At 74.6% G+C, this 21,587-nt stretch carries 24 protein-coding genes; 16 read left to right on the forward strand and 8 right to left on the reverse strand.

Annotation, left to right across the window (positions count from 1 at the left end; translation table 11 throughout):
- Positions 1–90 precede the first annotated feature (90 nt).
- The gene (locus tag IE332_RS38000) at positions 91–915 is read left to right on the forward strand and encodes an alpha/beta fold hydrolase (protein WP_189925853.1); all 825 of its coding nucleotides are present in this window, start codon (positions 91–93) and stop codon (positions 913–915) included.
- Between the two features lie 79 nt (positions 916–994).
- Here the strand turns inward: IE332_RS38000 and IE332_RS38005 are convergent, their stop codons facing one another.
- A complete protein-coding gene (locus IE332_RS38005) occupies positions 995–1,528 on the reverse strand; it encodes a nuclear transport factor 2 family protein (protein WP_189925855.1) in 534 nt (177 codons plus the stop codon).
- 131 nt (positions 1,529–1,659) lie between these two features.
- Between IE332_RS38005 and IE332_RS38010 the strand changes: the two genes are divergently transcribed.
- Positions 1,660–2,526 (forward strand): LysR family transcriptional regulator, encoded by an 867-nt coding sequence (locus IE332_RS38010; RefSeq protein WP_189925857.1) that lies wholly within the window; start codon positions 1,660–1,662, stop codon positions 2,524–2,526.
- 21 nt (positions 2,527–2,547) lie between these two features.
- Here IE332_RS38010 and IE332_RS38015 read toward each other — a convergent pair whose 3' ends face one another.
- A complete protein-coding gene (locus IE332_RS38015; protein WP_189925859.1) occupies positions 2,548–3,078 on the reverse strand; it encodes an SRPBCC family protein in 531 nt (176 codons plus the stop codon).
- Positions 3,079–3,141: 63 nt separating this feature from the next.
- Here IE332_RS38015 and IE332_RS38020 point away from each other — a divergent pair, with 63 nt between their 5' ends.
- Entirely contained in the window at positions 3,142–3,750 is a 609-nt protein-coding gene (locus tag IE332_RS38020; RefSeq protein ID WP_189925861.1) for a TetR/AcrR family transcriptional regulator, read from the forward strand.
- 221 nt (positions 3,751–3,971) lie between these two features.
- Positions 3,972–4,478: a hypothetical protein gene (locus IE332_RS38025; protein WP_189925863.1), complete on the forward strand. Its 507-nt coding sequence runs from the start codon at positions 3,972–3,974 to the stop codon at positions 4,476–4,478.
- A gap of 13 nt (positions 4,479–4,491) precedes the next feature.
- Here the strand turns inward: IE332_RS38025 and IE332_RS38030 are convergent, their stop codons facing one another.
- The gene (locus IE332_RS38030; RefSeq protein ID WP_229929242.1) at positions 4,492–5,067 is read right to left on the reverse strand and encodes a hypothetical protein; all 576 of its coding nucleotides are present in this window, start codon (positions 5,065–5,067) and stop codon (positions 4,492–4,494) included.
- Positions 5,068–5,231: 164 nt separating this feature from the next.
- On the opposite strand from IE332_RS38030, the gene IE332_RS38035 reads away from it, so the two are divergent.
- The 4 genes from IE332_RS38035 (at position 5,232) to IE332_RS38050 (ending at position 8,300) form a co-directional block, all read left to right on the forward strand.
- On the forward strand, positions 5,232–6,092 hold the full coding sequence (locus IE332_RS38035) for a maleylpyruvate isomerase family mycothiol-dependent enzyme (RefSeq protein ID WP_189925865.1): 861 nt from the start codon (positions 5,232–5,234) through the stop codon (positions 6,090–6,092).
- A 173-nt stretch (positions 6,093–6,265) separates the two neighbouring features.
- Complete coding sequence (locus IE332_RS38040; protein ID WP_189925867.1) at positions 6,266–6,925, forward strand: lysophospholipid acyltransferase family protein; 660 nt, start codon at positions 6,266–6,268, stop codon at positions 6,923–6,925.
- Between the two features lie 132 nt (positions 6,926–7,057).
- Entirely contained in the window at positions 7,058–7,696 is a 639-nt protein-coding gene (locus tag IE332_RS38045; protein WP_189925869.1) for a ClpP family protease, read from the forward strand.
- Between the two features lies 1 nt (position 7,697).
- Complete coding sequence (locus IE332_RS38050; RefSeq protein WP_189925871.1) at positions 7,698–8,300, forward strand: ClpP family protease; 603 nt, start codon at positions 7,698–7,700, stop codon at positions 8,298–8,300.
- 94 nt (positions 8,301–8,394) lie between these two features.
- Here the strand turns inward: IE332_RS38050 and IE332_RS38055 are convergent, their stop codons facing one another.
- The 5 genes from IE332_RS38055 to IE332_RS38075 form a co-directional block, all read right to left on the reverse strand.
- Positions 8,395–8,850 carry a helix-turn-helix domain-containing protein gene (locus IE332_RS38055; RefSeq protein WP_189925873.1) on the reverse strand — a complete coding sequence of 152 codons (456 nt, stop codon included), beginning with the start codon at positions 8,848–8,850 and terminating at the stop codon, positions 8,395–8,397.
- 176 nt (positions 8,851–9,026) lie between these two features.
- The gene (locus tag IE332_RS38060) at positions 9,027–9,824 is read right to left on the reverse strand and encodes a DUF1963 domain-containing protein (protein ID WP_189925875.1); all 798 of its coding nucleotides are present in this window, start codon (positions 9,822–9,824) and stop codon (positions 9,027–9,029) included.
- Between the two features lie 89 nt (positions 9,825–9,913).
- Complete coding sequence (locus tag IE332_RS38065; protein WP_189925877.1) at positions 9,914–11,413, reverse strand: FAD-binding oxidoreductase; 1,500 nt, start codon at positions 11,411–11,413, stop codon at positions 9,914–9,916.
- A gap of 174 nt (positions 11,414–11,587) precedes the next feature.
- Positions 11,588–12,316, reverse strand: a complete 729-nt coding sequence (locus tag IE332_RS38070; RefSeq protein WP_189925879.1) for a DUF2278 family protein — start codon at positions 12,314–12,316, stop codon at positions 11,588–11,590.
- A gap of 185 nt (positions 12,317–12,501) precedes the next feature.
- Positions 12,502–13,761: an MFS transporter gene (locus IE332_RS38075; protein WP_189925881.1), complete on the reverse strand. Its 1,260-nt coding sequence runs from the start codon at positions 13,759–13,761 to the stop codon at positions 12,502–12,504.
- A 74-nt stretch (positions 13,762–13,835) separates the two neighbouring features.
- On the opposite strand from IE332_RS38075, the gene IE332_RS38080 reads away from it, so the two are divergent.
- From IE332_RS38080 to IE332_RS38115, 8 genes are all read left to right on the forward strand, one after another.
- Positions 13,836–14,432 carry a MarR family winged helix-turn-helix transcriptional regulator gene (locus IE332_RS38080; RefSeq protein ID WP_189925883.1) on the forward strand — a complete coding sequence of 199 codons (597 nt, stop codon included), beginning with the start codon at positions 13,836–13,838 and terminating at the stop codon, positions 14,430–14,432.
- A 194-nt stretch (positions 14,433–14,626) separates the two neighbouring features.
- Positions 14,627–14,977 (forward strand): PadR family transcriptional regulator, encoded by a 351-nt coding sequence (locus IE332_RS38085; protein WP_189925885.1) that lies wholly within the window; start codon positions 14,627–14,629, stop codon positions 14,975–14,977.
- Complete coding sequence (locus IE332_RS38090) at positions 14,974–15,903, forward strand: hypothetical protein (RefSeq protein WP_189925887.1); 930 nt, start codon at positions 14,974–14,976, stop codon at positions 15,901–15,903. The genes IE332_RS38085 and IE332_RS38090 overlap by 4 nt, the downstream gene beginning before the upstream one ends.
- 263 nt (positions 15,904–16,166) lie before the next feature.
- Complete coding sequence (locus IE332_RS38095; RefSeq protein ID WP_189925889.1) at positions 16,167–17,120, forward strand: carbohydrate ABC transporter permease; 954 nt, start codon at positions 16,167–16,169, stop codon at positions 17,118–17,120.
- 122 nt (positions 17,121–17,242) lie between these two features.
- Positions 17,243–18,559, forward strand: coding sequence for an extracellular solute-binding protein (locus IE332_RS38100; protein WP_189925891.1), 1,317 nt, complete (start codon positions 17,243–17,245; stop codon positions 18,557–18,559).
- Between the two features lie 7 nt (positions 18,560–18,566).
- Complete coding sequence (locus tag IE332_RS38105) at positions 18,567–19,448, forward strand: carbohydrate ABC transporter permease (RefSeq protein ID WP_189925893.1); 882 nt, start codon at positions 18,567–18,569, stop codon at positions 19,446–19,448.
- Positions 19,441–20,184 carry an HAD family hydrolase gene (locus tag IE332_RS38110; protein WP_189925895.1) on the forward strand — a complete coding sequence of 248 codons (744 nt, stop codon included), beginning with the start codon at positions 19,441–19,443 and terminating at the stop codon, positions 20,182–20,184. The genes IE332_RS38105 and IE332_RS38110 overlap by 8 nt, the downstream gene beginning before the upstream one ends.
- 15 nt (positions 20,185–20,199) lie before the next feature.
- Entirely contained in the window at positions 20,200–21,474 is a 1,275-nt protein-coding gene (locus tag IE332_RS38115; RefSeq protein WP_189925897.1) for an MBL fold metallo-hydrolase, read from the forward strand.
- Positions 21,475–21,587 lie beyond the last annotated feature (113 nt).

The following is a 21,587-nucleotide window of genomic DNA, read 5'->3' on the forward strand; positions in this document are numbered from 1 at the left end:
GGCACTTTTCAGGCCCTCGCGGACCCGGTGTCAGCGGCCTGACAGCGCCCCGCCGGTGGGATGCGGGCGCCCGGGGGCACGCTGGTGCCCATGAGCGAACTGCGCACACCCTCCCGCGACGGCCGGCCCGTCACCGCCCTGGACGACGGCGCCGGACCGGCCCTGCTGGTGGTCCACCCCGGCGGCGGGGACGCGACGTCCTGGGACGGCGTCACCGCCCACCTCACCGGCGACCACCGCGTCGTCAGGATCCACCGGCGCCTCTACGCCCCCGGCGCGGCCCCCGTCCTGCCGCACACGATGGCCGTCGAGGCGGCCGACGTCCTCGCCGTCGCCGGCCTGCTGGAGCCGCCGGTGGTCCTCGTCGGCCACTCCTCGGGCGCCGTGGCCGCACTGGAGGCCGCCCGGCTCGCCCCGACGGCCTTCGCCGGACTCGTCCTCTACGAACCGCCGCTGCCCACCCGGGAGTTGGTCGCCGGAGCGGCGGGAGCGCGGGCCCGGGCGGCGATCGAGGCCGGCGACCCGGTCGAGGCGATGCGGATCCACCTGCGGGACATCGTGCGCGTCCCCGGACACCTGGTCGACGGCATGCTCGCCGACCCGCACCTGCGGTCCCTGGTGTGCGCCCACGCGGCGGCGCAGATCGCGGACGACGAGGCCCTCGACGCCCTCGGCGTCGGCACCGGCCGCTACGCCGCGCTCGCCGTCCCGACCACCCTGATCGAGGGCGACCTCAGCCCCGCCCACCTGCGCGAGCGCCTCGCCGACCTGGCCGCCGTCCTGCCCGACGCCCGGACCGTCACCCTCACCGGCCAGGGCCACGCCGCCCACCTCACCGCCCCGCACACCCTGGCCGCCGCCGTCCGCGACGCGGCGGCCGGGATCCTCGCCCCGGGTGCGGCAGGAGGCCGGTGACCTGCGGGAAGGTGCGGGCGGGTCGTCCGCGTGGAAGGTGCGGGCGGGCGGCTGGCTGGCCGGGCGGTCAGGCAGGCGGTCAGCCGCCGAAGATCGCCGTCGGGTCGCCGGTGAACCAGGTGTTGTCGATGCGCATCCGCCGGATGAGCCAGCGGTCGCCGTCGCGCACCAGGTCGACGGTGTAGGGGTTCTTGAGCAGGGCGTGGGTGGCCGGGTCGGCGGTGAGCAGGTGCTGGGCCTCGACCAGCGCGGTGAGGCGGGCGGTGTCCCCGTCGACCCGCACACGCGGGTTGGTGACCTGGTGGGTGGTGTCGACCCGGCCGGTGAACATGGCCAGGATGGCGTCGACGATGGCGTCCCGGCCGGTCATCAGGGGCGGCTCGGCGCCCCAACGGGCGGCCGCCGGACGGAAGTCCAGCTCCGCGTCGGCGGTGAAGGCCGAGGCGAAGAGCGCGCGGTCCTTCAGGTCCTGGCCGAGGGCGAACCGGTAGAGGGCGTCGGTGATCTCGGCGCGGTCGCGCAGTTCGGCGACGACCGCGGCGGTGTCGTCGGGCTTCGCGGCCAGGGCCTGCGGGAGGTGGGCCGGGGCGGCCTGCGGGGCGTGGGTCGTCATGGTGTTCTCCGTGGGACGGGATCGAGCGGGAGGGTCGGTTGCGACGTCCCCCACTCTGCTGCCGTGCTCGTTGGCGAACAACGCCGCTCTGCGCAATGATCGTGAACTCGGGCTTAACGACGGGGTGGCGTGTGATCGAGCGGTACGAGGTGGAGTCGTTTCTGGCCCTCGCGGAGGAACTGCATTTCGGGCGCACCGCCGAGCGGCTGCGGGTGTCCACCGCGCGGGTCAGCCAGACCATCCGCAAGCTGGAGCGGCGGGTGGGGGCGGCACTGTTCGAGCGCACCAGCCGCCGCGTCGAACTCACCCCGCTCGGGCGTAAGTTGGCGGAGGAACTGAGGCCGGCCTGGGCGGCCGTCGGCGCGGCACTGCAAGGAGCCGTCGACGCCGGGCGGGGCCTGTCCGGCAGCCTGCGGGTCGCCTACGTCGGCGCCGCCGCCGGACAACTCCTCATCGGGGTCAACGAGTTGTTCCGGGAGCGGGCCCCCGACTGCGAGGTGCGGCTCAAGGAGGCCCGGCCGACGGAGGCGGTCCGCTGGCTGCGGGACGGCGACGCCGACCTGTGCCTCGGCCCCCTCCCGGTGCACGAGCCCGACATCGTCTGCGGCCCCGTCCTGGTACGCGAGGCGCGGATGCTCGCCGTCCCCGCCGGCCACCCCCTCGACCGCCCGGGCGGCGCCTCGGCCGAGGACCTGGCGGGCGTGCCGGTGGTACGGCTGCCGGAGGGCATGGCCGTGCCGCCGCGCCAGGCGGACCGGGCACCCGGCCCGGCGGCCGAGAGCGTCCAGGAGGCGCTCACCCACGTCGGGGCCGGGCAGGGGGTCCTGCCCGTCGGCGCCCACGCCCGGCGCTACTACCCGCGCCCCGACGTCGCCTACGTCCCCCTCGACGGCGCGCCGCCGCTCGAATGGGGCCTGGTCTGGCCGCGCGGGCACGCCACCGCCCGCGTCCGGGCCTTCGCCGAGGCCGCGGCCGACCTGGCCGGCGACGAGCGGTAGGGGCCTGACCGGGGCGTTTGGTCAGGTGCTCTGCTCGCCGTCCTGGCCGGCGTTCCCGACGGCGGCGCGGAGCCGGCCGAGGGTGACGCGCATGCCGTCGCGGTTGCGTTCGGCGCGCAGGGCGGCAGGGGTCCCGGTGCAGAGCAGTCCGAGCGTCTCGGCGATCCGTCGGCGCCAGCCGTGCCGGCGGTGGTCGTGCCAGTACTCGGTGACCAGCGTCCCCTCGGCCGTCGGCGCCATCCGGTAGCCCCAGCGGGCGATCGGGAGGCCGAAACCGGTGACGTCGAAGGCGAACTCCCGGCCGGGGTCGGCGATGACGATCCGGCAGCCGGTGAACCAGACCCAGCCGCCCCGCCGGTTGAAGCCCGTGAAGCGGCGGCCGCGGCGCCACGTCCAGATCACCTCCGGGCTCCACTCCTTCATCCGGCGGACGTCCGCGACGGCCGCGTAGACGACGTCCGGCGGGACGGGCATCTCCAGGGACTCCGCCAGGTCCCAGATCCGGGCGGTCGGTGCCGAACGGGCGTGCGGCGCGGGCTCTTCGGGCTTCATACGGGTCAGGCTAACACGCAAACGCAACGCACCGTTGCGTTGTGCCGGTGTTAGCCTGGCCCCATGTCCAAGGAGCAGCAGGAGGCGCGGCGCGGCACCGGCCCGCGCAGGTCGCAGGAGATCTTCGACGCCACCCTCGACCTGCTCGCGGAGCGGGGGTACGAAGGGCTGACCATCGAAGGGGTCGCCGAGCGCTCCGGGGTCAACAAGACCACCATCTACCGCTGGTGGTCCTCCAAGGGGGCCCTGCTCGGCGCCGCGCTGATCGGCGGCCGCCACCTCGACCTCGTCCCGCCCGACACCGGCAGCCTCCGCGGCGACCTGGAGGCCCTGCTGCGATCCCTGACGGCCCTGCTCACCGTGTCGCCGGCCGCCGAGGTCGCCGTCGCCACGCTGGGAGCGGTCACCCACAGCGGCGAACTGGCGGGCCACGTCCGCGAGTTCTTCGCCGACCGGCTCGCCCGCGAACAGCCGGTCTTCGAACGCGCCGTCGCCCGCGGCGAACTCCCCCCGGACGCGGACCCGATGCTCCTGGTCGACCTCCTGGCCGGAGCCGCCTGGATCCGGATCGTGTTCCGCCGCCTCCCGGTCGAGGAGGACTTCGTGACGCGCGCCGTCGCCACCGTCCTGAGCGGAGCGGCCCCGGCGGTCCGCACGGCGGCCGGCTCCTGAACGTCCGGACTGCCTGACGGTCCAGAAGCGACCCCGCGAGCGACCGCGCCCGCGGGACGGCGGCGCAGCGGGAACCGGAGCTCCGGGTCACGGGGTGTGGCTGACCCAGCCCTTGGTGACGGTGGTGTTCGGCGGGCAGTACAGGAGGACGTCGACGAACTCGGTCCTGGACCCGGGCACGGGTGGTCGCCACGGAAGCCGCCGCTGCTCGTTGAACCGTCGTGGCGAGCGAGACGGACGACGGCGGGGCCCGGGGGCCGGTGGTGTGGGCGCTGGCCGTCCGCGAGATGAGGCAGGGGCCGCCGGTCGCGGAACTGATCGTGGAGGTCGGCGCCGGCCTCCACGCCGATCTGGTGGGGGCCGCGGTCGACAGCGGCTTCACGGTCGCCGCCGGCGAACCCCCGGAGACCAGCGGCGCCGTGGAGGTCGCCGGCGGCCGGGTGCGACGGCTCGTCCTGGTCGGCGGCCGCCAGGGCTGGGAGCCGGGCTCACCGGTCGAGGCGTCACCCGGCTGGCTGGCGGCGGCCGGGCAGCGGGGCCGGGCCGTGGTGACCATCCTGCCGCCGCACACCCGGCCGCCCGTACCCGGACCTGTACCCGGACCGGCCGAGCAGGACGCCGAGGCGCGCATCGAGGCGCGCATCGAGGAGTTCACCCGCCGGCTCGAACGGGAGCAGCGGGCGGGCCGGGTGCTGCACGGCACGGTGGCGGTCCACGGCACGCGGTGACCCCCGTACGGCCCTACCCGACGTCCGCGAGCACCGGCTCCGACCCCGGGCAGCACGGGGTGTCCTCGTCGGCGACCACGGTGAGGCAGCCTCCGCAGAGCCACGCCGTCTCCGGATCCACGGGCTCGGACGCGGACACCGCGTTGTCGCGCACCGTCAGCTGCCAGGTGTCCCAGGGCTCCTCGCCCTGCGCGTCGATTACGCCGTTGAGCACGTGGTCGAAGGTGAAGGCCTCGAACCCGGCCTCGCCCCGGGCGTGCCCGCCGGGCTTCAGGAAGTGGTCGACCAGGTAGGCCATCCACTCGGGGGCGCCGTAGAACTTCTCCTGGCCGTTCCATTCGATCGCGGCCCCGTCATCCGTGGGCTCCCACTTGCACCACAGGCCGGGCTGGCCCGCCGGGGGCTCGTTGAACGCGCGGATGTCCGCGTCGTGGCCCTGTCCCGCGAAGCCGGTGCCGTCGACGTAGTAGGGGCCGTTGGCACGGTCCATGCGCCTGGTGCCGGCGAACTTTCGCAGGTAGGCGATCTCCTGCTCGTTGAGCGGCGGATCGACGGCGATCCGGCCGGTGAATTCCGTGGTGTAGCCCATGCCGGGCATCGTAGCGACGCCCTCCGACACCCCAGGCCGCCCAGCCGGAGTGCCCAGCCGGAGGGCCCAGCCGGGCCGCCCAACCGGGCCGGCGGGCGTCGGCGCGGACCCGGCCCGTCGCGGGTCTGGACAGCGGGTACGGGAGTCGGCCAGTGTGCACGACCATGAATCTCCCTCTCCCCGAGCCCGGCGCCGCCGCCCTGGACGCCGCCGCCCCGGACGCCGCCGCCCCGGACGCCGCCGCGCGCACCGCGCTCTTCGCGGCCGTCACCGCGGTCGGCGACGAGGCCGTCGCCCTGCTCGCCGGCTGTCGCGGCGACACCCCGATAGCCGGCGCCGAGTGGACGGTCGCGGAGGCCGCCGCCCACCTGGCGATGGCCAACGAGCTGATGGCCGCTCTGGCCGCCGGCGAGCAACGGCCGTACGGGGACGGCACCGTGGCCTCGCTGGCGGCGGCGAACGCGGCCTCGCTGGCCGCCCGGCCGGAGCGGGACCCGGCCGTGCTCGCCGAGCAGATCGCCCGGTGGGCACGGGAGTTCACGGCGGCCGCCGGCCCGCGGGCCGGCACCGAGCCGGTGCGCACCCCGCTCGGCCCGATGGACCTGGACACCCTCGGCGCCTACCTGCTGACCCACATGCTGGGCCACCTCTACGACATCGCCGTCGCCCTGGGCCGGCCGCACCCGATCGACCGCCACCGCGTCGCGCTGGCGATGCCGTTCCTGCGCACGGCCATGCCCCGGGTGACCGACGCCCGCGCCGCGGCCGGCCACAACGCCTGCTACCGGCTGCGGGTGCGCGGCCTGGGCGGGTTCGCGGTGACCTTCACGGACGGCGCCGCCACGGTGAGCCAGGAACCGCCGCGCCGCCCGGACTGCACGATCCTCACCGAGCCGGTGGCGTTCTTCCTCATCGCGCTGGGCCGCTCCACCGCCGTCGGCTCCCTCCTCCGCGGCAAGGTCCTCGCCTGGGGCCGCCGGCCGTGGCTGGCCCCGGCCTTCCCGGGGCTGTTCGCCGCCCCCTGAGCCGGGCGTCCTGAGCCGGGCGTCCTGAGCCGGGCGCCCCTGAACACACCAGCCGACCCGCCCGTACCCGGCCCGGATTGAGTACGGAGACTCAGGCGGCCGCCGGCGGCGCTGCGCCACGATGGCGGGACGGAGAGCGGGACCAGCCCGCCGAACGCCCGGAGGGACCCGTCATGCTCAGCCGGATCGCCGGCACCCTGGTGCCCGTCCTCGGCCGCCTGTCCGTCACCTCCGAGGTGGCGGGCCCGGTCGCCCCGGGCAGCATCGTCGCGGCCAACCACAGCTCGCTCGCCGACCCGGGCGTGGTGCTGGCCGCACTGCGCCGCCTGGGCACCGAACCGGTCGTGATGGCGACCGCCGGCCTGTGGCGGGTGCCCGTGCTCGGCCGGGTGCTGCGCACCGGCGGGCACATCCCCGTCCACCGCGGCACGGCCCGGGCGGCCGGCGCCCTCGACTCGGCCGCCGCGGCGCTCGCGGCCGGCCGGGTCGTCCTGATCTACGGCGAGGGCGGCCTGCCGAAGCACCGGGACTCCCGCGACACCGAACCCGGCGCCTTCCGCACCGGCCTGGCCCGGCTCGCCGCGGCCAGCGGCGCCCCGGTGGTCCCGCTCGGCCAGTGCGGCGCCCGCCGCCTGAGCTCGGGCGGCGCCGCCAAACAGCTCGCCGGCTTCGCCACCGCCCCGCTGCGCCGCCCCGCCCTGCACGTCCACCTCGGCGCCCCGCTGCACCTGGCCGGCGACACCGGCGAGGCGACGGCCACCGCCCGCCACGCCGTCACCGCCGCCTGGCGCACCGCGGAACGCCACTGCGGCGGGTGCGACCAGCGGCGGTGAGCCCGCGCCGGGCGGGTTCCCGGGGTGCTCTGCCCGTGGCGAATCTGCGGGGGGCAGAGAAACCGGGGCCGGGGGTCCTCCGGGGGCAAGAGTGGGAGTCGACGGCACCACCGCCCCGACGAGGAGGCCCCGATGACTGCCCGCACCACGCTCCCGCCCCGCGCGGGGGAGGGCGACACCCCGCCCAGCGCCTTCGACGACCAGCTCGCGGCGCAGCTGCTCGCGCAGCGGATCGTCCTGCTCGGCACCCAGGTCGACGACGTGTCGGCCAACCGGGTGTGCGCGCAGCTGCTGCTGCTGTCGGCGGAGGACCCGCACACCGACATCTGCCTCTACATCAACAGCCCCGGCGGGTCGGTCACCGCGGGCCTCGCGATCTACGACACCATGCGGCTCGTCCCCAACGACGTGTCCACGCTGGCGATGGGGTTCGCCGCCAGCATGGGCCAGTTCCTGCTCACCGTGGGGGCGCGCGGCAAGCGGTTCGCGCTGCCGAACGCGCGGATCATGATGCACCAGCCGTCGGCGGGCATCGGCGGCACCGCCGCGGACATCGTGATCCAGGCGGAGAACCTGCAGTTCACCAAGGAGGCCATCGAGCGGATCACCGCCGAGCACACCGGTCAGAGCGAGGAGACCATCGCGCGCGACGGCGACCGGGACCGCTGGTTCACGGCCGAACAGGCCAGGGAGTACGGGATCGTGGACCGGGTGGTGGAGTCGCTCGCCGACATCCGCCCGGCCTCGACGCGTCGACGGATGGGGCTGTGACATGGGGTCGTACACGGTTCCCTACGTCATCGAGCGCACCGCGCAGGGCGAGCGCTCCTACGACGTCTTCAGCCGGCTGCTGAACGAGCGGATCATCTTCCTCGGCACCGAGATCGACGACGGCGTCGCCAACGTGGTCATCGCCCAACTCCTGCACCTGGAGTCGGAGAACCCGGAGCGGGAGATCTCGATCTACCTCAACTCGCCCGGCGGATCGTTCACTTCACTGATGGCGATCTACGACACGATGACCTTCGTGCAGGCCCCGATCTCCACCTTCTGCGTCGGCCAGGCGGCGTCGACGGCCGCCGTGCTGCTGGCCGGCGGGGACCCCGGGCGGCGCTTCGTGCTCCAGCACGCCCGGGTGCTGCTCGGCCAGCCCGCCAGCGGCGGCCGGCAGGGGACGGTCTCCGACCTCAGCCTCGCGGCCAAGGAGATGGTCCGCATCCGCTCGCAGGTGGAGGAGGTCCTGTCCCGGCACACCCGGCACGACGTGGCCACGCTGCGCGCGGACATGGACCGGGACAAGGTGCTGAGCGCCGAGGAGGCCGTCGCCTACGGGATCGCCGACGAGGTGCTGAGCCGGCGGCTCCCCTTCGCCTGAGCCTGAGCCTGAGCGCGCGCCCGTGGCGGATGGCCGGGCCGGCGGCCGGTACCACGGGGGTGTACCGGCCGCCGGCCCGGTCAGGCGGCGAAGCTCAGGCGGCGAGGCAGAGCCCGTCGTACCGTGCCGTGGGCGCCGTGCCGCTGCGGCGCACCTGGCCGGCCCGGCCCGCCCGGTCGGCCTGGCTCCGGCCGTACCGGGCCAGTTCGTCCTGGGCGAGCGAGATCAGGTCGCCGAGGCCGAGGCCGAGCGCCCGGGCGGCGGCCGCGAGCACCTCGGAGGAGGCCTCCTTGCGCCCGCGCTCCAGCTCCGACAGGTACGGCATCGAGATCCGGGCCTCCTCCGCGACGTCCTTCAGCGTGCGCTCCTGGGCGAGCCGCTCGCGCCGCAGCGCGTCGCCGACGAGGTCGCGCCACAGGGGCTCGCGCGGGGCGGGTGCCGGCGGGGCGGCGGCCGGCCGCTGCCGGGGGCGGGCCCCGCCGTCCGCGGGCGGAACGGCCTGCGGGCGAAGGGGGATGACGCGGGCTTCGTTCGGCGCTTGAGTGCTCACTCCTTCAGCCTAGGGATCCGGGGCGCCGGGGGAAGGGAGCGGCGTTCTGCCCTGGGAGAAGCCGCGCGGGCGGAAGGCACCGCGCGCCGCCTCGATACGCACCGGGATCAGGCCACCAACTCCCTTGCCGTACCCGGAAAAGGACGGCCGTCCCGGCGCGCAGCCGGCCGCCGGTTTCAGCAGCAGAGGCCGGTCGCCACGGCCTTGCCGAAGTCGCCCGCCGCGAGCGCCCCGGCGGGGATGGTGAAGTACACCGTCCCGGCGTCGCCCCAGCCCCATCCGAGGTCGGTGTCCTCGGCGAGCTGGAGCAGGTGGACGGCGGGGCCGTCGTCGTCGCGGGTGGTCACCCGCACCGTGTACGAGGTGTCGGGCCAGCCGAAGGCGCAGTGGTGGCCGGTGGTGTTCCCGTTGAGGTCGTCCATCTCGCCGAGGATGAGCGAGGGCGCGCCCCAGTGCCGGTCCTCGTCGTACGTGAGGTCGTAGTCCTCGACGTCCCAGCAGTCGGGGAGCATGGTCACCTCGACCGCGTGGACGGGCCGTGCCGGGTAGCGGCGGGCGGGCTCGGGGGCGGTCACGGCGACCGCCCGCGCGGGATCGGCGGGAACCACCCGCCCGGCGCCGGGACCGTACATGTCCAGCTCGCGGTACTCCTCGTACGGCACGTCCGGGTCGAGGTAGAAGAAGTTCAGCAGGCCCGGCCGGACGGGCAGTCGCTCCCCGAGCCACCCGGCGAGCGCGTCGGTGTCGAGCACGGCGTGCAGGGACAGCGGGACGCCCGTCGACTCCGGCCACGGGGTGCCCGGTTCGAGCAGCGCGGGCCCGCCGAGCCGGGACCGGCCGGCGGCGGGCGCCTCCTGCGAGGCCGGGACCAGCCGGAAGCCGGGCCGGGCCAGTGCCGCGAACTGCCGCCCGGCTTCCGGGCCGAGCCGCTCCCCGCACAGTCGGCGCATGACGGCCGGATCGTCGAATTCCATGAGGCGATCCTCTCAACCCGCCCCGTCCGACTCCGCACGGCCCCGCCCCGCACGGCCCCGCCCTTGTCCGGAGGCGGCCTCAGGCCGGCTCAGGCGGCCGTCACGGACTGGGGGAAGGCGAAGACGCCGTCCGGGTCGTAGCGGCGGGCCACCTCCTTCAGCCGGGGCAGGTTCGCGCCGTGGTAGGCGCGGCCCCAGTCGGGCAGGGTGTCGTCGATGTAGTTGACGTACGCGCCGCGCGCGCCGAGCCCGGCCAGCCCGTCGCGGATCGCGTCCACGGTGGCGCGCGCCCGGTCCTCGCTGAGCGGCGTGGCGCTCGCGTAGACCTGGGCGCTGGCGAGGGAGTCGCGGTGCGGGAAGGCGGTGTCGTCCGGGGCGGGTCGGCCGACCGCGCCGCCCAGCGAGTCGAGCAGCAGGTCGACACCGCTGCGCCCGGCCATCAGCCCGGTGACCTTCACCGGGTCCAGCGGCGCCGGGCCCAGCATCCGGGAGACGGCGACGAAGCCCGCCCGGGGCAGGACGCCGCCCTCCCAGGTGGGGTGGCACTGGGCGATGGTGTCGTTCGAGCAGCCCGCCATGAACCTCATCGCGCCCAGGTAGTCCTTGGCGGTGACGGTGCGCGAGCCCGGGGTGGTGCCGGCCGCCCGCACCAGCCGGTCGAGCAGCGGGTTCACGCCGCCCGGGTCGCCCACCCAGCAGCCGACGACCCGGCAGGACGGCGGGCTGCCGCCGGAGACCTGGCAGCTGGCCCACAGCTCGTACGGGGCCCCGGCCACCCACTGCTGCCAGGCCCCGAGCACCTGGGTCACCGAGCCGGCCGGGAAGGCGAGCACGAAGACCGTCAGGCCGGGCGCGGGCGCGGTGGCGAAGGCGAACCGGGTGACCACGCCGAAGTTGCCGCCACCGCCGCCGCGCAGCGCCCAGTACAGGCCGGGCTCCTCGGTGGGCGAGGCGGTGAGCGCGCGCGAGTCGGCGGTCACCAGCTCGGCCGAGGCCAGCCGGTCGCAGGTGAGCCCGTACGCGCGGGCCAGCACGCCGATGCCGCCGCCCAGGGTCAGGCCGCTGATCCCGACGGTCGGGCAGCTGCCGCCCGGGAGCAGCCGGCCCGCCTGGGCGAGCGCCGCGTACACCTCGATCAGCCGGGCGCCGGCCCCGACCTCGGCGGTGCCGTCGGGGCGCACCACGACGTCGGCCATGCCGCGCAGGTCGATCACCAGGCCCCGGTCGGGGACGCTGTAGCCCAGGTAGCCGTGGCCGCCGCTGCGGGCCGCGATCGGGATCCCGTGGCCGCGCGCCACGTCCAGGCAGGCCCGGACGTCGTCGGCCGACACGCACCGGGCGACCGCGGCCGGCAGCTGACCGTCGTTCAGCTTGTTGTACCCGAGCCGGGCGGTTCCGTAGCCGGGGTCGGCGGGGAGCACCAGCCGGCCGCCCAGCCGCTGCCGCAGCGCCTGCCAGTCGGGGGGCGCGTCCGCCCAGACGCGGTCGCGGGGCGGGAAGGCGGTCAGGGCGCGGGCGGGAGCGGCGCGGACGGCCAGCGCGGTGGCGGCCCCGAGGGTGGCCAGGAAACGGCGTCGGTCGATGGTCATGGCGAGCCCTTCTGCCGGCGGCCGGCGCACGGACCGCCGTCCTGCCGTCCTGCCGATCGTCACGCAGCCGTGCCCCGGGGGCCCGCCGGACTGCGCCTTCCGGCGCCCGGCCGTGGTGTCGCCGCGGGGCCTCCAGCCTCGCCCGCGCTCAACGGGTCGGGGCGGCCGCCGGGTTCAGCGGGGGTGGCCGGCGTCGTCCGTGGTCAGGACCTGGGTGTCGAACTTGATCTGCCAGACCACCACTCGCCCGTCGGAGTGCTCGCACACCACGGCGCCGTCCTGCCAGATCCCGTTGTCCGGGTACCAGGGGCTGTCGACCGGGTCGCCCTGGTTGAGGTGGACGTCGTGGACGCCGAGCCCGTGGTCGAAGCGCTGCCCGAAGACGTAGATCCGGCTCGCGGCCCGGACGTGCGGGAGCAGGACGTCCAGCGCGTTGTCGCCGTTGCTGCGCACCCAGGGGAAGGCGCGGGCCGTGCGCTCCGGCAGCCGGGCGGCCAGCCGGTCGGCGAGGTCCGGGCCGAACGCGGGGGAGCCGGGCGCGGGGCGGGTCACGGCGAGGCGGACCCTGCGGAACAGCGCGGCGGCCGCGGCGAGCCAGGCCGTGTCCTGGAGCATGGGGCTGCGCGCGTAGTCGAGCGCGCCGGAGGCCGGGGTGGAGGCCAGCGGGTGGAACCCGTCGGGCAGGGCCCGGACGGCGGCGATGTGCTCCACCGTCAGGTCGTCGACCACCCGGTAGGCGACGCCCGTGTCGCGCGGCGCGTCGACGTCGAGGGCCGAGGCGCAGGGGCCGTCGGGCGTGGCGAGGGTGAGGTGGCCGTGGTACCAGTGCCCGAAGTCGTGGGACGGGTCGCGGGTGAAGGAGTGGAAGGTGCCGGCGGCCACACCGTAGCGGGGGAGGGGCATGCCACCAGCATCCGGCGCGGGGTCGGGCCCGCCAGCCGCCGACGGCCGCGCGTGTGACGCCGGTGCCGTCGGGCGGGCCTCTGCTCGACGGGGTTCTGCCCGACAGGTCTCCGCCCCCGCCTGGCCGGTCGTCGTGTGGACGACCGGCCAGGCGGGGGCGGAGGGGGAGGGCCTTGCGTCCGGGCTCAGGCCGCGGTGGTCAGGTCGTCCTGCCGGGCTCCGGGGCGGACGGCCCGGGCCGGGAGGCGGCGCTCCAGGCGGAGCAGGAGGCCGGCGCCGGCCAGTCCGGTGGCGGCCAGGACGAGCCAGGGCAGTCGGCTGTCGAGCGCCAGCAGGCCGGTGAGCAGCGAGGGGGCGAGGGCGGCGGACAGCGACCAGGAGAGCTGGTAGGCGGCCATGTAGCGGCCGCGGACGGCGGCCGGGGCGGTGTCGGTGACCAGGGCCGAGGCGGCGGGGTTGTGGACGATCTCGCCGAGGGTGATCACGACGACCACGGCCAGCAGTCCGGCGGTGGTGAAGCCTCCGGCGGCGGGCACCAGCAGGGCCTGGGCGAGGAACCCGGCGGCGAACAGCGCGGCGCCGGTGGCGGCGGCCCGGTTGCGGGTGGTGAAGCGGCGCACGGCGAGGCCGGCGGGGACGCCGAGGGCGGCGCAGAGCACGGTGTTGACGGCGAAGGCGAGGCCGGCCAGCGAGGCGGAGGCGTGCAGGACGCTCGTCACGTACACCGGGAGCAGGACCGCGAGCGCGGCGTAGCCGAGGGAGATCAGCAGGTTGGCGGTGGCCAGGCCGAGGAAGGGCCGGTCGGCCAGGACCGCGCGGTAGCCGATCTGTCCGGTGCCGCTCGGGGCCGGGCCGGCGGCGGCCTCGGCGCGGCCGTCCGGGACGCGGCGGACCAGGGCGGCGGCGGCCAGGAAGCTGACGGCGTTGAGCAGGGCGGCGACGGTGTAGCCGCCGTCGCCGGCCAGGCCGACCAGCAGGGCGGCGAGCATGCTGCCGGCGCCGAGGCCGGCGTTGGCGAGGCTGCGGCCGAGGGCGTTGACGCGCTCCAGGGCGGTGCCGGAGGCGAGTTCGCCGATCCTGGCCTGCTGGACGGCCGGGTAGCCGCGGGTCGCCACGGCGGTGACCAGGGTGACGGCGACGAAGGCGGGCAGCGACGAGGCGAAGGGGTAGACGGCGAACCCGGCGGCCCGGACCAGGTGGAGGGCGATCTGCATACGGCGGGCGCCGAAGCGGTCCACGGCGGTGCCGACCAGGGGCAGCGCGACCATCGCGAGCAGGCCGGTGGCGGTGAGGACCAGTCCGATGACGGTCAGCGGCAGGCCGGTGACGTGGCGGAAGAAGACCAGGCTGAACGGCACGTACATGCCGTTGCCGAGGGCGTCGATGGCCAGGGCCGTCATCAGGCTGCGTTCGCCGGGGAAGCCCGGGCTCCTTTTCGAAAGCATGTGAGTAACTTAGCAGTAAGCTAATTGCTGTCAAGCTTCTTTCCGGCAAGTGACCCTGTGCCACACTTGACCGCATGACCGACAGCGCCGACCCCACCCCGAGCCCGCACCCCGCCCCGGGCTTCCACACCGCCCAGGGTTTCCACCCCGCCCCGGACCCGCACCGCGTCACCGTCACCCCCGATGCGGTGGACGCGATCGCCGCCCAGTGGCGCCGGGAGCGGCCCGACCTGACGGAGTGCCTGCACGCCATGGAGACCTTCGGGCGGATCTTCCGGCTCTCCCGCGGCATGGGCGACCGGATGGAGCGCGCGTACGCCCCGTTCGGCATCGGCCGCGGCGAGTTCGACGTGCTGGCCACCCTGCGCCGCTCCGGTGAGCCGTTCTCGCTCTCGCCGCGCGAGCTGACCGCCACCCTGATGCTGACCACCGGCGGCATGACCGGCCGTCTGGACAAACTGGAGCGGGCCGGCCTGGTCACCCGTTCCCCCGACCCGAACGACCGCCGCGGCCTGCGGATCAACCTCACCCCCGAGGGCCGGTCCACCATCGACGGGGCGGTGAGCGCCGGACTCGCCGCCCAGCGCCGCGTCGTGGACACCCTCGGCCCCGAGCGGGCCGCCCAGCTCAACGACCTGCTGCGCGACCTGCTGGGCGCGATCGACGACTGAACCCGCTTCCCCCGCACCCGGGCGTCGCCCGAACCGCCCCCGCGCCTGAGCGACTTCAGGGTCGCCCGGCTCGGGGGCAGTCGCGTCGGGGGCACCCGGGTCGGGGCCGCCCGGGTCGCGCCGCCCAGCGGTCGTTGACGACGAGTCAGCCACCCCTTGCCAGACACTACGGTGACCGTACTATGGTGATCGGCATGACGAAGAAACGCTCCATGCAGGAGCCAACCTTCCTCCTGCTGACCGCCCTCGCCGACCAGCCGCGGCACGGCTACGCCCTCGGCGACGAGGTCGCCGCGATCTCCGACGGCCGGGTACGGCTCGGCGCCGGCACCCTGTACGGCACCCTCGACCGGCTGCTGGCCGAGGGGCTGATCCAGGTCGAGCGGGAGGAGACCGTCGACGGGCGCCCCCGGCGCGTCTTCGCCCTCACCCCGGCCGGCACCCAGGCCCTCACCGACGAGAGCGAGCGGCTGCGGGCCGCCCTCCGCGAAGCCGACCGGCGCCTGGCGACCACCCGCAACCGACTCGCCGGAGGCACGGCATGACCGCGGACCGGACCACCCTGAACACCCGGCTGCTGCGCCGGGCCCTCACCCTCTACCCGGCCTCCTACGGCACCCACGGGCTGGCCGAACTCGCCGACCACGCCGAACGCCGCGTCCGCGCCGCGCGCCCGATGGCCGGGTTACGCGAGGTCGCCGACGTGGCGGGACACGGCGCCCGGGTCCGGCTCGGCCTGGTCTCCCACCGGCCGATGGGCCGGGCGCTGGCCACCGCCGCCCCGCTCGCCGCGGTACTGGCCGGCACCTACGCGGCCTGGCACCTCTGGTACACCGTCCAACTGGTCCTCGGCCCCGGGGCCGAGGAGCTGGGGCCCTCCGATGCCCGGGCGGTCGCCGTCACCGCGCTGGCGGTCACCCCGGCGGCGCTGATGGCGGTCGCGGTGCTGGCCGGACGCTGGACGGCGGCGAGGGCCCTGGCCCTGGTCACCGTGGTGGCCACGCCGTTGCTCGCGACCCTGCACAGCACCGAACTGCGCGACTCCCAGACCGTACTGCTCGCGTTCAACGCCCTGGTCCTGCTGGTCGCCCCGCCGGACCGCACGTCGCACCCGCGCTCGGTCGCGCCGTGGGCGGTGGCCGTCTCGATCACCGTCGCGGAGGTCACCCTGACGCTGGCCGACGGCTACTTCGGAGAGCGGGCCGCCCACACCGGTTTCGATTTCGCCGCCCCGGTGGCCGTCGGCGTGGCCATCGCCTGCACCGCGCGCACGGTGGGGCGTGCGGCCCTGGCCACGGTGGTCCTGGCCGGGCCGCCGCTGCTCTGGCCCGTGCTGGTGGACGTCCAAGCGGACGCCCTGCCGTTCGTCCTGCGGCCGGTGGTGCTGTTCGCCGCCGGGTACGCGATCGCGTTCGCCGCGGTGCGGCTGTCGGACCGGTCCGCCCACCGGGCCGACCCGCAGCACCCCTGAGCGTCCCGGCTCCACGTGCAGGCCCCTTCCGCAGGCCCCTTCCGCCGGCGGAAGGGGCCTGCGGTTTCTGTGGGCCGGCACGTGTCCTGACGGTGCGACAGGTTGCTCGCCGGGAGGCGGGCGCGGGTCGGCGGGGGGCGAGTCGGTTGTACGAGTGCCAAGCCTTTCAGGATATCTCAGGTAGCCAATAAGCGCGGTGAACGTAGTCAATTGTTCATCAATACTTGGTCCTGCGGAAACCGATGCTCGCCACAGTTCTCGGCGTGACCGCAACGACCACCGCCCGGCCGCTCGCCGTGCCGGGCCGTCCCGCCCGCCGCCGGAACCAGGCCCGTGACTTCCGCACCACCCGATGGGGCTGGGCCTACTCGGCCCCGGCGGTGCTGATCTTCGCCACCTTCGTCATCGTTCCGACCGGCTACACGTTCTACGTCTCGCTCTGGAAGTGGAACGCGCTCAATCCGGCGATGTCCACCTTCAAGGGAGTGGGCAACTACCAGCGCCTGTTCGCCGCCACCCAGCCGACCTTCCTGTCCAGCGTGTGGCACTCGCTGTACTTCAGCGGGGCGATGGTGATCGGCGGGACCGCCGTCTCGCTGGCCATGGCGCTGCTGCTGCAGCGCGGCGGCGTGCTGCTGAACGCCTCCCGGGTGGCGCTGTTCGTGCCGCACGCCACCCCGGTGATCGCCACCTCGATGATCTGGGTCTGGATCTTCAACCCGCGCTTCGGGCTGGCCGACTGGGTGCTGCACAGCCTCCACCTGCCGACCTCGGACTGGCTGCAGTCGTCCGGCTCCTCGATGCCGGCGGTGATCATCTACAGCCTGTGGCACGAGGTCGGCTTCACCACCGTGGTCTTCCTCGGCGGGCTCGCCACCCTGCCGAACGAGCTGAGCGAGGCGGCCCGGGTGGACGGCTGCTCGGCCTGGCAGGAGTTCTGGTACATCACCTGGCACCAGCTGCGGCCGGTCACCACCTTCGTGGTCGCGATCACCGCGATCACCTCGCTGCAGGCGTTCACCCAGTTCTACGCGCTGTCCGGCGGCGGTCCGGTCTACGCCACCACGACCCTGAGCTACCTGGTCTACCAGGAGGCCTTCGTGCTGAGCGACACCGGCTACGGAGCCGCGCTGGCCGTGGTCCTGTTCGCCGTCACCGTGCTGTTCACCCTGGTCCGCCGGCGCACCGCCGCCGGTTCGGAGTCCTCGCTCGTCTGAGCCCCGCCGCCCGTCCCCGCCCGTGCGAGCTCCCGCCGCGCGTCCCCACGCGCGTGAGCTCCGCCGCTCGTCCCCGCCCGACCCGTACTGCCCCACACAGAACAAGAAACGGACACCCTCCCATGCGCGTGCGCACCGCCGCCGTCGCCGCCGTCGCGGCCCTCAGCCTCTCCGCCTGCGCCGGGGGCGGCACCCCCGCCGGCTCCAACTCCGCGGCCGCCCCCTCGGGCCACGAACTGGCCGTCCCCACCACCCCGGTGACCATCACCTTCGAGGAGGCGATGACCATCGGCACGCTGAAGCCGGCGATGGACAAGCTGGTCGCGGACTTCCAGGCCAAGTACCCGAACATCACCGTCAAGCTCCAGGGCGACCCGGACTACGCGACGATGTACACCAAGGAGAAGGCCGAGGTCCAGGCGGGCAACGCGCCGACCATCGGCCAGGTCTACGAGAGCTGGGCGTCCTACTTCCAGTCCGGCGGCGCGATCACCCCGATCAGCGAGCTGGCGGGCACCGACACCCCGCCGCAGCTGGCCGGCTTCTACAAGGGCGTCCAGAAGGACCTGGCGCTGGGCGACGGCAAGAACTGGATGTGGCCGTTCAACAAGAGCGTGCTGATCCTGTTCTACAACGCCGACATGCTCAAGGCGGCCGGCCAGAGCGAGCCGAAGACCTGGGACGACTACGCCACCGCGATGAAGGCGGTCTCCACCAACGGCGTCACCGGCTCGACCATCGACCCGGGTACGGCCGCCGGCGCCGCCTTCGGCACCCAGTGGTTCGAGATCCTGACCAAGGCCGACGGCGGCGCCCTGTACGACGCGGACGGCACCCCGCACCTGAACGACGCCGGCGCGGTCAAGGCGATGACCTACCTGAAGTCGCTCAAGGACGCGCACGCGCTGGCCACCGGCAAGAACTACCCGGGCGAGACCGCGCTCGGTGCGCTCAAGGGCGCCTTCGACATCTCCTCCGCGGCCGGTTACGGCTTCGAGAAGAAGACCGTCGGCGACAAGCTCACCCTGGGCATCTCGGCCCTGCCGTCCGGCCCGCAGGGCGCGGTCAACGAGCTGACCGGCACCAACATGGTGGTCTTCAAGAACGCCACCGCCGACCAGAAGGCCGCCGCCTGGGCGTTCATGAAGTTCATCACCGGCCCGGAGGAGCAGGCCGGCTGGGCCGCCGCCTCCGGCTACCTGCCGGTCACCCCGCAGGCGCTGCCGCAGATGCAGGACTTCATCGCCCAGAACCCCTACGAGACCGCCGCGGTCTCCCAGCTCGACACCGCCTTCGCGCTGCCCCCGTACAACTGGATCTTCAAGTGCCAGGGCTACGAGGCGACCGCGATCCAGGACGTGCTGGACAACGGGGCGGCGCCCGCCGACGCCCTGAAGACCGCGCAGGACGCCTGCGCCACCGCCAAGACCCAGGGCTGATGATCCGATGAAGACCGCCTCCCGCAAGGGAAGGAGGCCGGCCTTCGGTGGAGCCGGCCGAGCCGGGCACTACGCCCGGCTCGCGCTGGCCCTGCTGATCGGCGCCGCGTTCGTCTTCCCCTTCTACTGGACCGTCGTGATCTCCCTCGGGAAGCCCGGCGAGTTCAGCAACTTCCCGCCGGCGCTGTGGCCGCACTGGCAGTGGTCCAACTGGTCGCGCGCCTGGAACGCGGCGCCGTGGGTGCGCCTGTTCGCCAACACGGTGCTGATCGCCTCCGGCACGGTGCTGCTCTGCCTGGTCACCTCGCTGCTGGCCGGCTTCGCCTTCGGCGTGCTGCGCTTCCCCGGACGCAAGGCGCTGACCCTGCTGGTGCTCTCGGTGCTGATGATGCCCGGCACGGTGCTGATCATCCCGGACTACGTACTGGCCAACGACCTGCACCTGCTGAACACCTACTGGATCCAGATCATCCCCTGGGGCGCCAGCGTCTTCGGGATCTTCCTGGTCCGGCAGTTCTTCCTGGCGATCCCGCAGGAGATCCTGGACGCGGCCGCGCTGGACGGCGCCTCCCGGCTGCGGGTGCTGCGCTCGATCGGCATGCCGATGGTCCGCCCGGCGCTGCTCATCATCGCCGTCAACGTCTTCCTCGGCTCGTGGAACTCCTTCCTGTGGCCGGTCATCATGACCAGCAGCACCATGGACTCCTCGAACACCGTGCAGCCGGTCGAGGTCGGCCTGTCGATCTTCTCCTCCGCCGAGGGCACCGACTTCCCCGGCCTGGCCGCGGCGGTCACCTTCACCACACTGCCCGTGATGGTGTTCTTCCTGGTGCTGCAGCGGCAGTTCATCCGCGGCGCCCTGTCCGCCGCCGGAGGCGTCCGTGGCTGAGCGTCAACAACCCGTCATCGTCTCCGACTTCGACGGCACGGTGTACCGCAGCGACGACCCGATCCGCTTCTACGCGCGCCAGGTCGCCGGAGCCCTGGACCGCGCCGAGGCGGTACGGTTCCTGGACGTCTTCGAGCGCTACCTGGCCGAGGGCACCGCCGCCGCCGACGGCAGCGAGGACCCGGCCGAGGCCGCACTGCTGCGCGCCGCCGAGGACGGCTGGAGCGTGGTCCAGGCGCTCGCGGACGGCCACCGCATCGACCCCGCCACCGTGCAGCGGGCCTTCCTGGCCAGCCGGGTCCACATGCTCGACGAGGCCTGCTGGCTGGACCCGGTCGAACCGCTCATCGACCTGTACGCGCAGCTGCGCGGCGAGGTGCGGATCGTCCTCGCCACCAACAGCCCCGCCGAGGGACTGGCCCCGCTGCTGGCCCGGATGGGCCTGGCCGACGCCTTCGACGAGGTCGTCCCCGGCGCCGCCAAGCCGGCCGGCCTGAGCCGGTGGATCGGGGCGAACCTGGCCGACCGCCCGGCCGAACTGCTCCTCTCGATCGGCGACCACTACCGCAACGACATCGAACCGGCCGCCGCGGTCGGCGCCGCCACCGGCTACATCGACCGGTTCGGCCGCGCCGACGGCCCCGCCACCGCGACCGCAGACCGCGCCGAGGACCTGCTGCCCGCCCTGACCGCTTGGGCGCACCGGGCCACCTCCCGCACCGCACCATCCATTTAGGAAGAGACGTTTCTTTTGAGCACTGTTGAATTCTGGGGCGGCGTAGGCGTCATCGGCTCCAGCAAGATCATCGTCACCGACGGCGGCCACCGGGTCATGCTCGACTTCGGCATGGACGTGCCCGCCGGAGCCGACCTGTTCCGCGCCCCGGTCACGGTGCGGCCCGAGCGCCACCTCGCGCAGCGCCTGCGGATGGGCGCCGCGCCGCGGATCGGCGGCGTCTACGACCCGGCCCTGCTGGACGACGGCGACCCGCTGGCCGCCGAGGTGATGCCGACCGCGCTGTTCCTGACCCACGGCCACATCGACCACTGCGGCCTGGCCGGCTTCGTCCGCCCCGAGGTCCCGGTGCACGCCTCGCCCGAGACCGTCGCGCTGCTGACCGCGCTCGCCGAGGCCGGCGACGGCCTGCCCGGCGGCGACCCGCTCTGGCACCCGGTGGCGGCGGAAACCCCGGTGACGGTGGGCCCGATGACGGTCGAGCGGATCGACGTCGACCACGACACCCCGGGAGCCAGTGGCTACCTGGTCACCACCAGCGACGGCGTCCTCGCCTTCACCGGCGACATCCGCTTCCACGGGCGGGCCCCCGAGCGCTCCTGGCACTTCGCCGACCGCGCCGCCGGCTGCGACCTGCTGATCACCGAGGGCACCGCGCTGGGCCTGGGCCTGCCGGCCGGCCCGCCGCGCAACGAGGACGACGTGGCCGGCGACTTCGCCGCCGCGCTCACAGAGGCCGGCCAGGACCTGCTGCTGCTCGGCCTCTACCCCCGGGACCTGGAGCGAGTCGAAGAGTTCCTGAAGATCGCCGGCGCGGCCGGACGCCGCATCGTCTGGGGCGACCGGGTCGCGTCCTTCCTGCGCGCCACCGGCATCGAAGGCGTGCTGTCCTGGAGCGAACTCGGCCTCGCGGCCCTGCGCGCCGAACCCGGCGCCTTCGTCTACCAGCCGGACATGGGCACCCTGAGCGACATCGCCGAGCTGGCCGACCTGCCGATCGGGCCCGGCACGGTCTGGCTGCACGCCAACGGCGAGCCGCTCGGCCCGTTCGAGTCGCGCTGGCAGCTGTTCACCGAGTGGCTGGACGGGCTGGGCGTGCCGCTGCGCCGGATCGGTTCCTTCGGCCACGCCACCGCCGACGACCTGCACGCCCTGGTGCACCGGGTGGCGCCGAAGACAGTGGTGCCGATCCACACCCAGGCGCCCGACCTGCTGCACCCGACCGGCACCACCACCCGGCTGATCCCGCGGTTCGCCCAGAAGTACCGGATGGACGGCCGCGAGGCCTGACCGACCGTCATCTCCCGGTGCCACCCCGGTTCGTAGCCACCAGACGGCGAACCGGGGTGATGCCGGGAGGTTGCGACCGGTCGCAACCGGCGGGCCGACCTCCGGCCGGACTT

Origin of the sequence: Kitasatospora xanthocidica, from assembly GCF_014656195.1 — a bacterium.
GTDB classification, from domain to species: domain Bacteria; phylum Actinomycetota; class Actinomycetes; order Streptomycetales; family Streptomycetaceae; genus Kitasatospora; species Kitasatospora xanthocidica.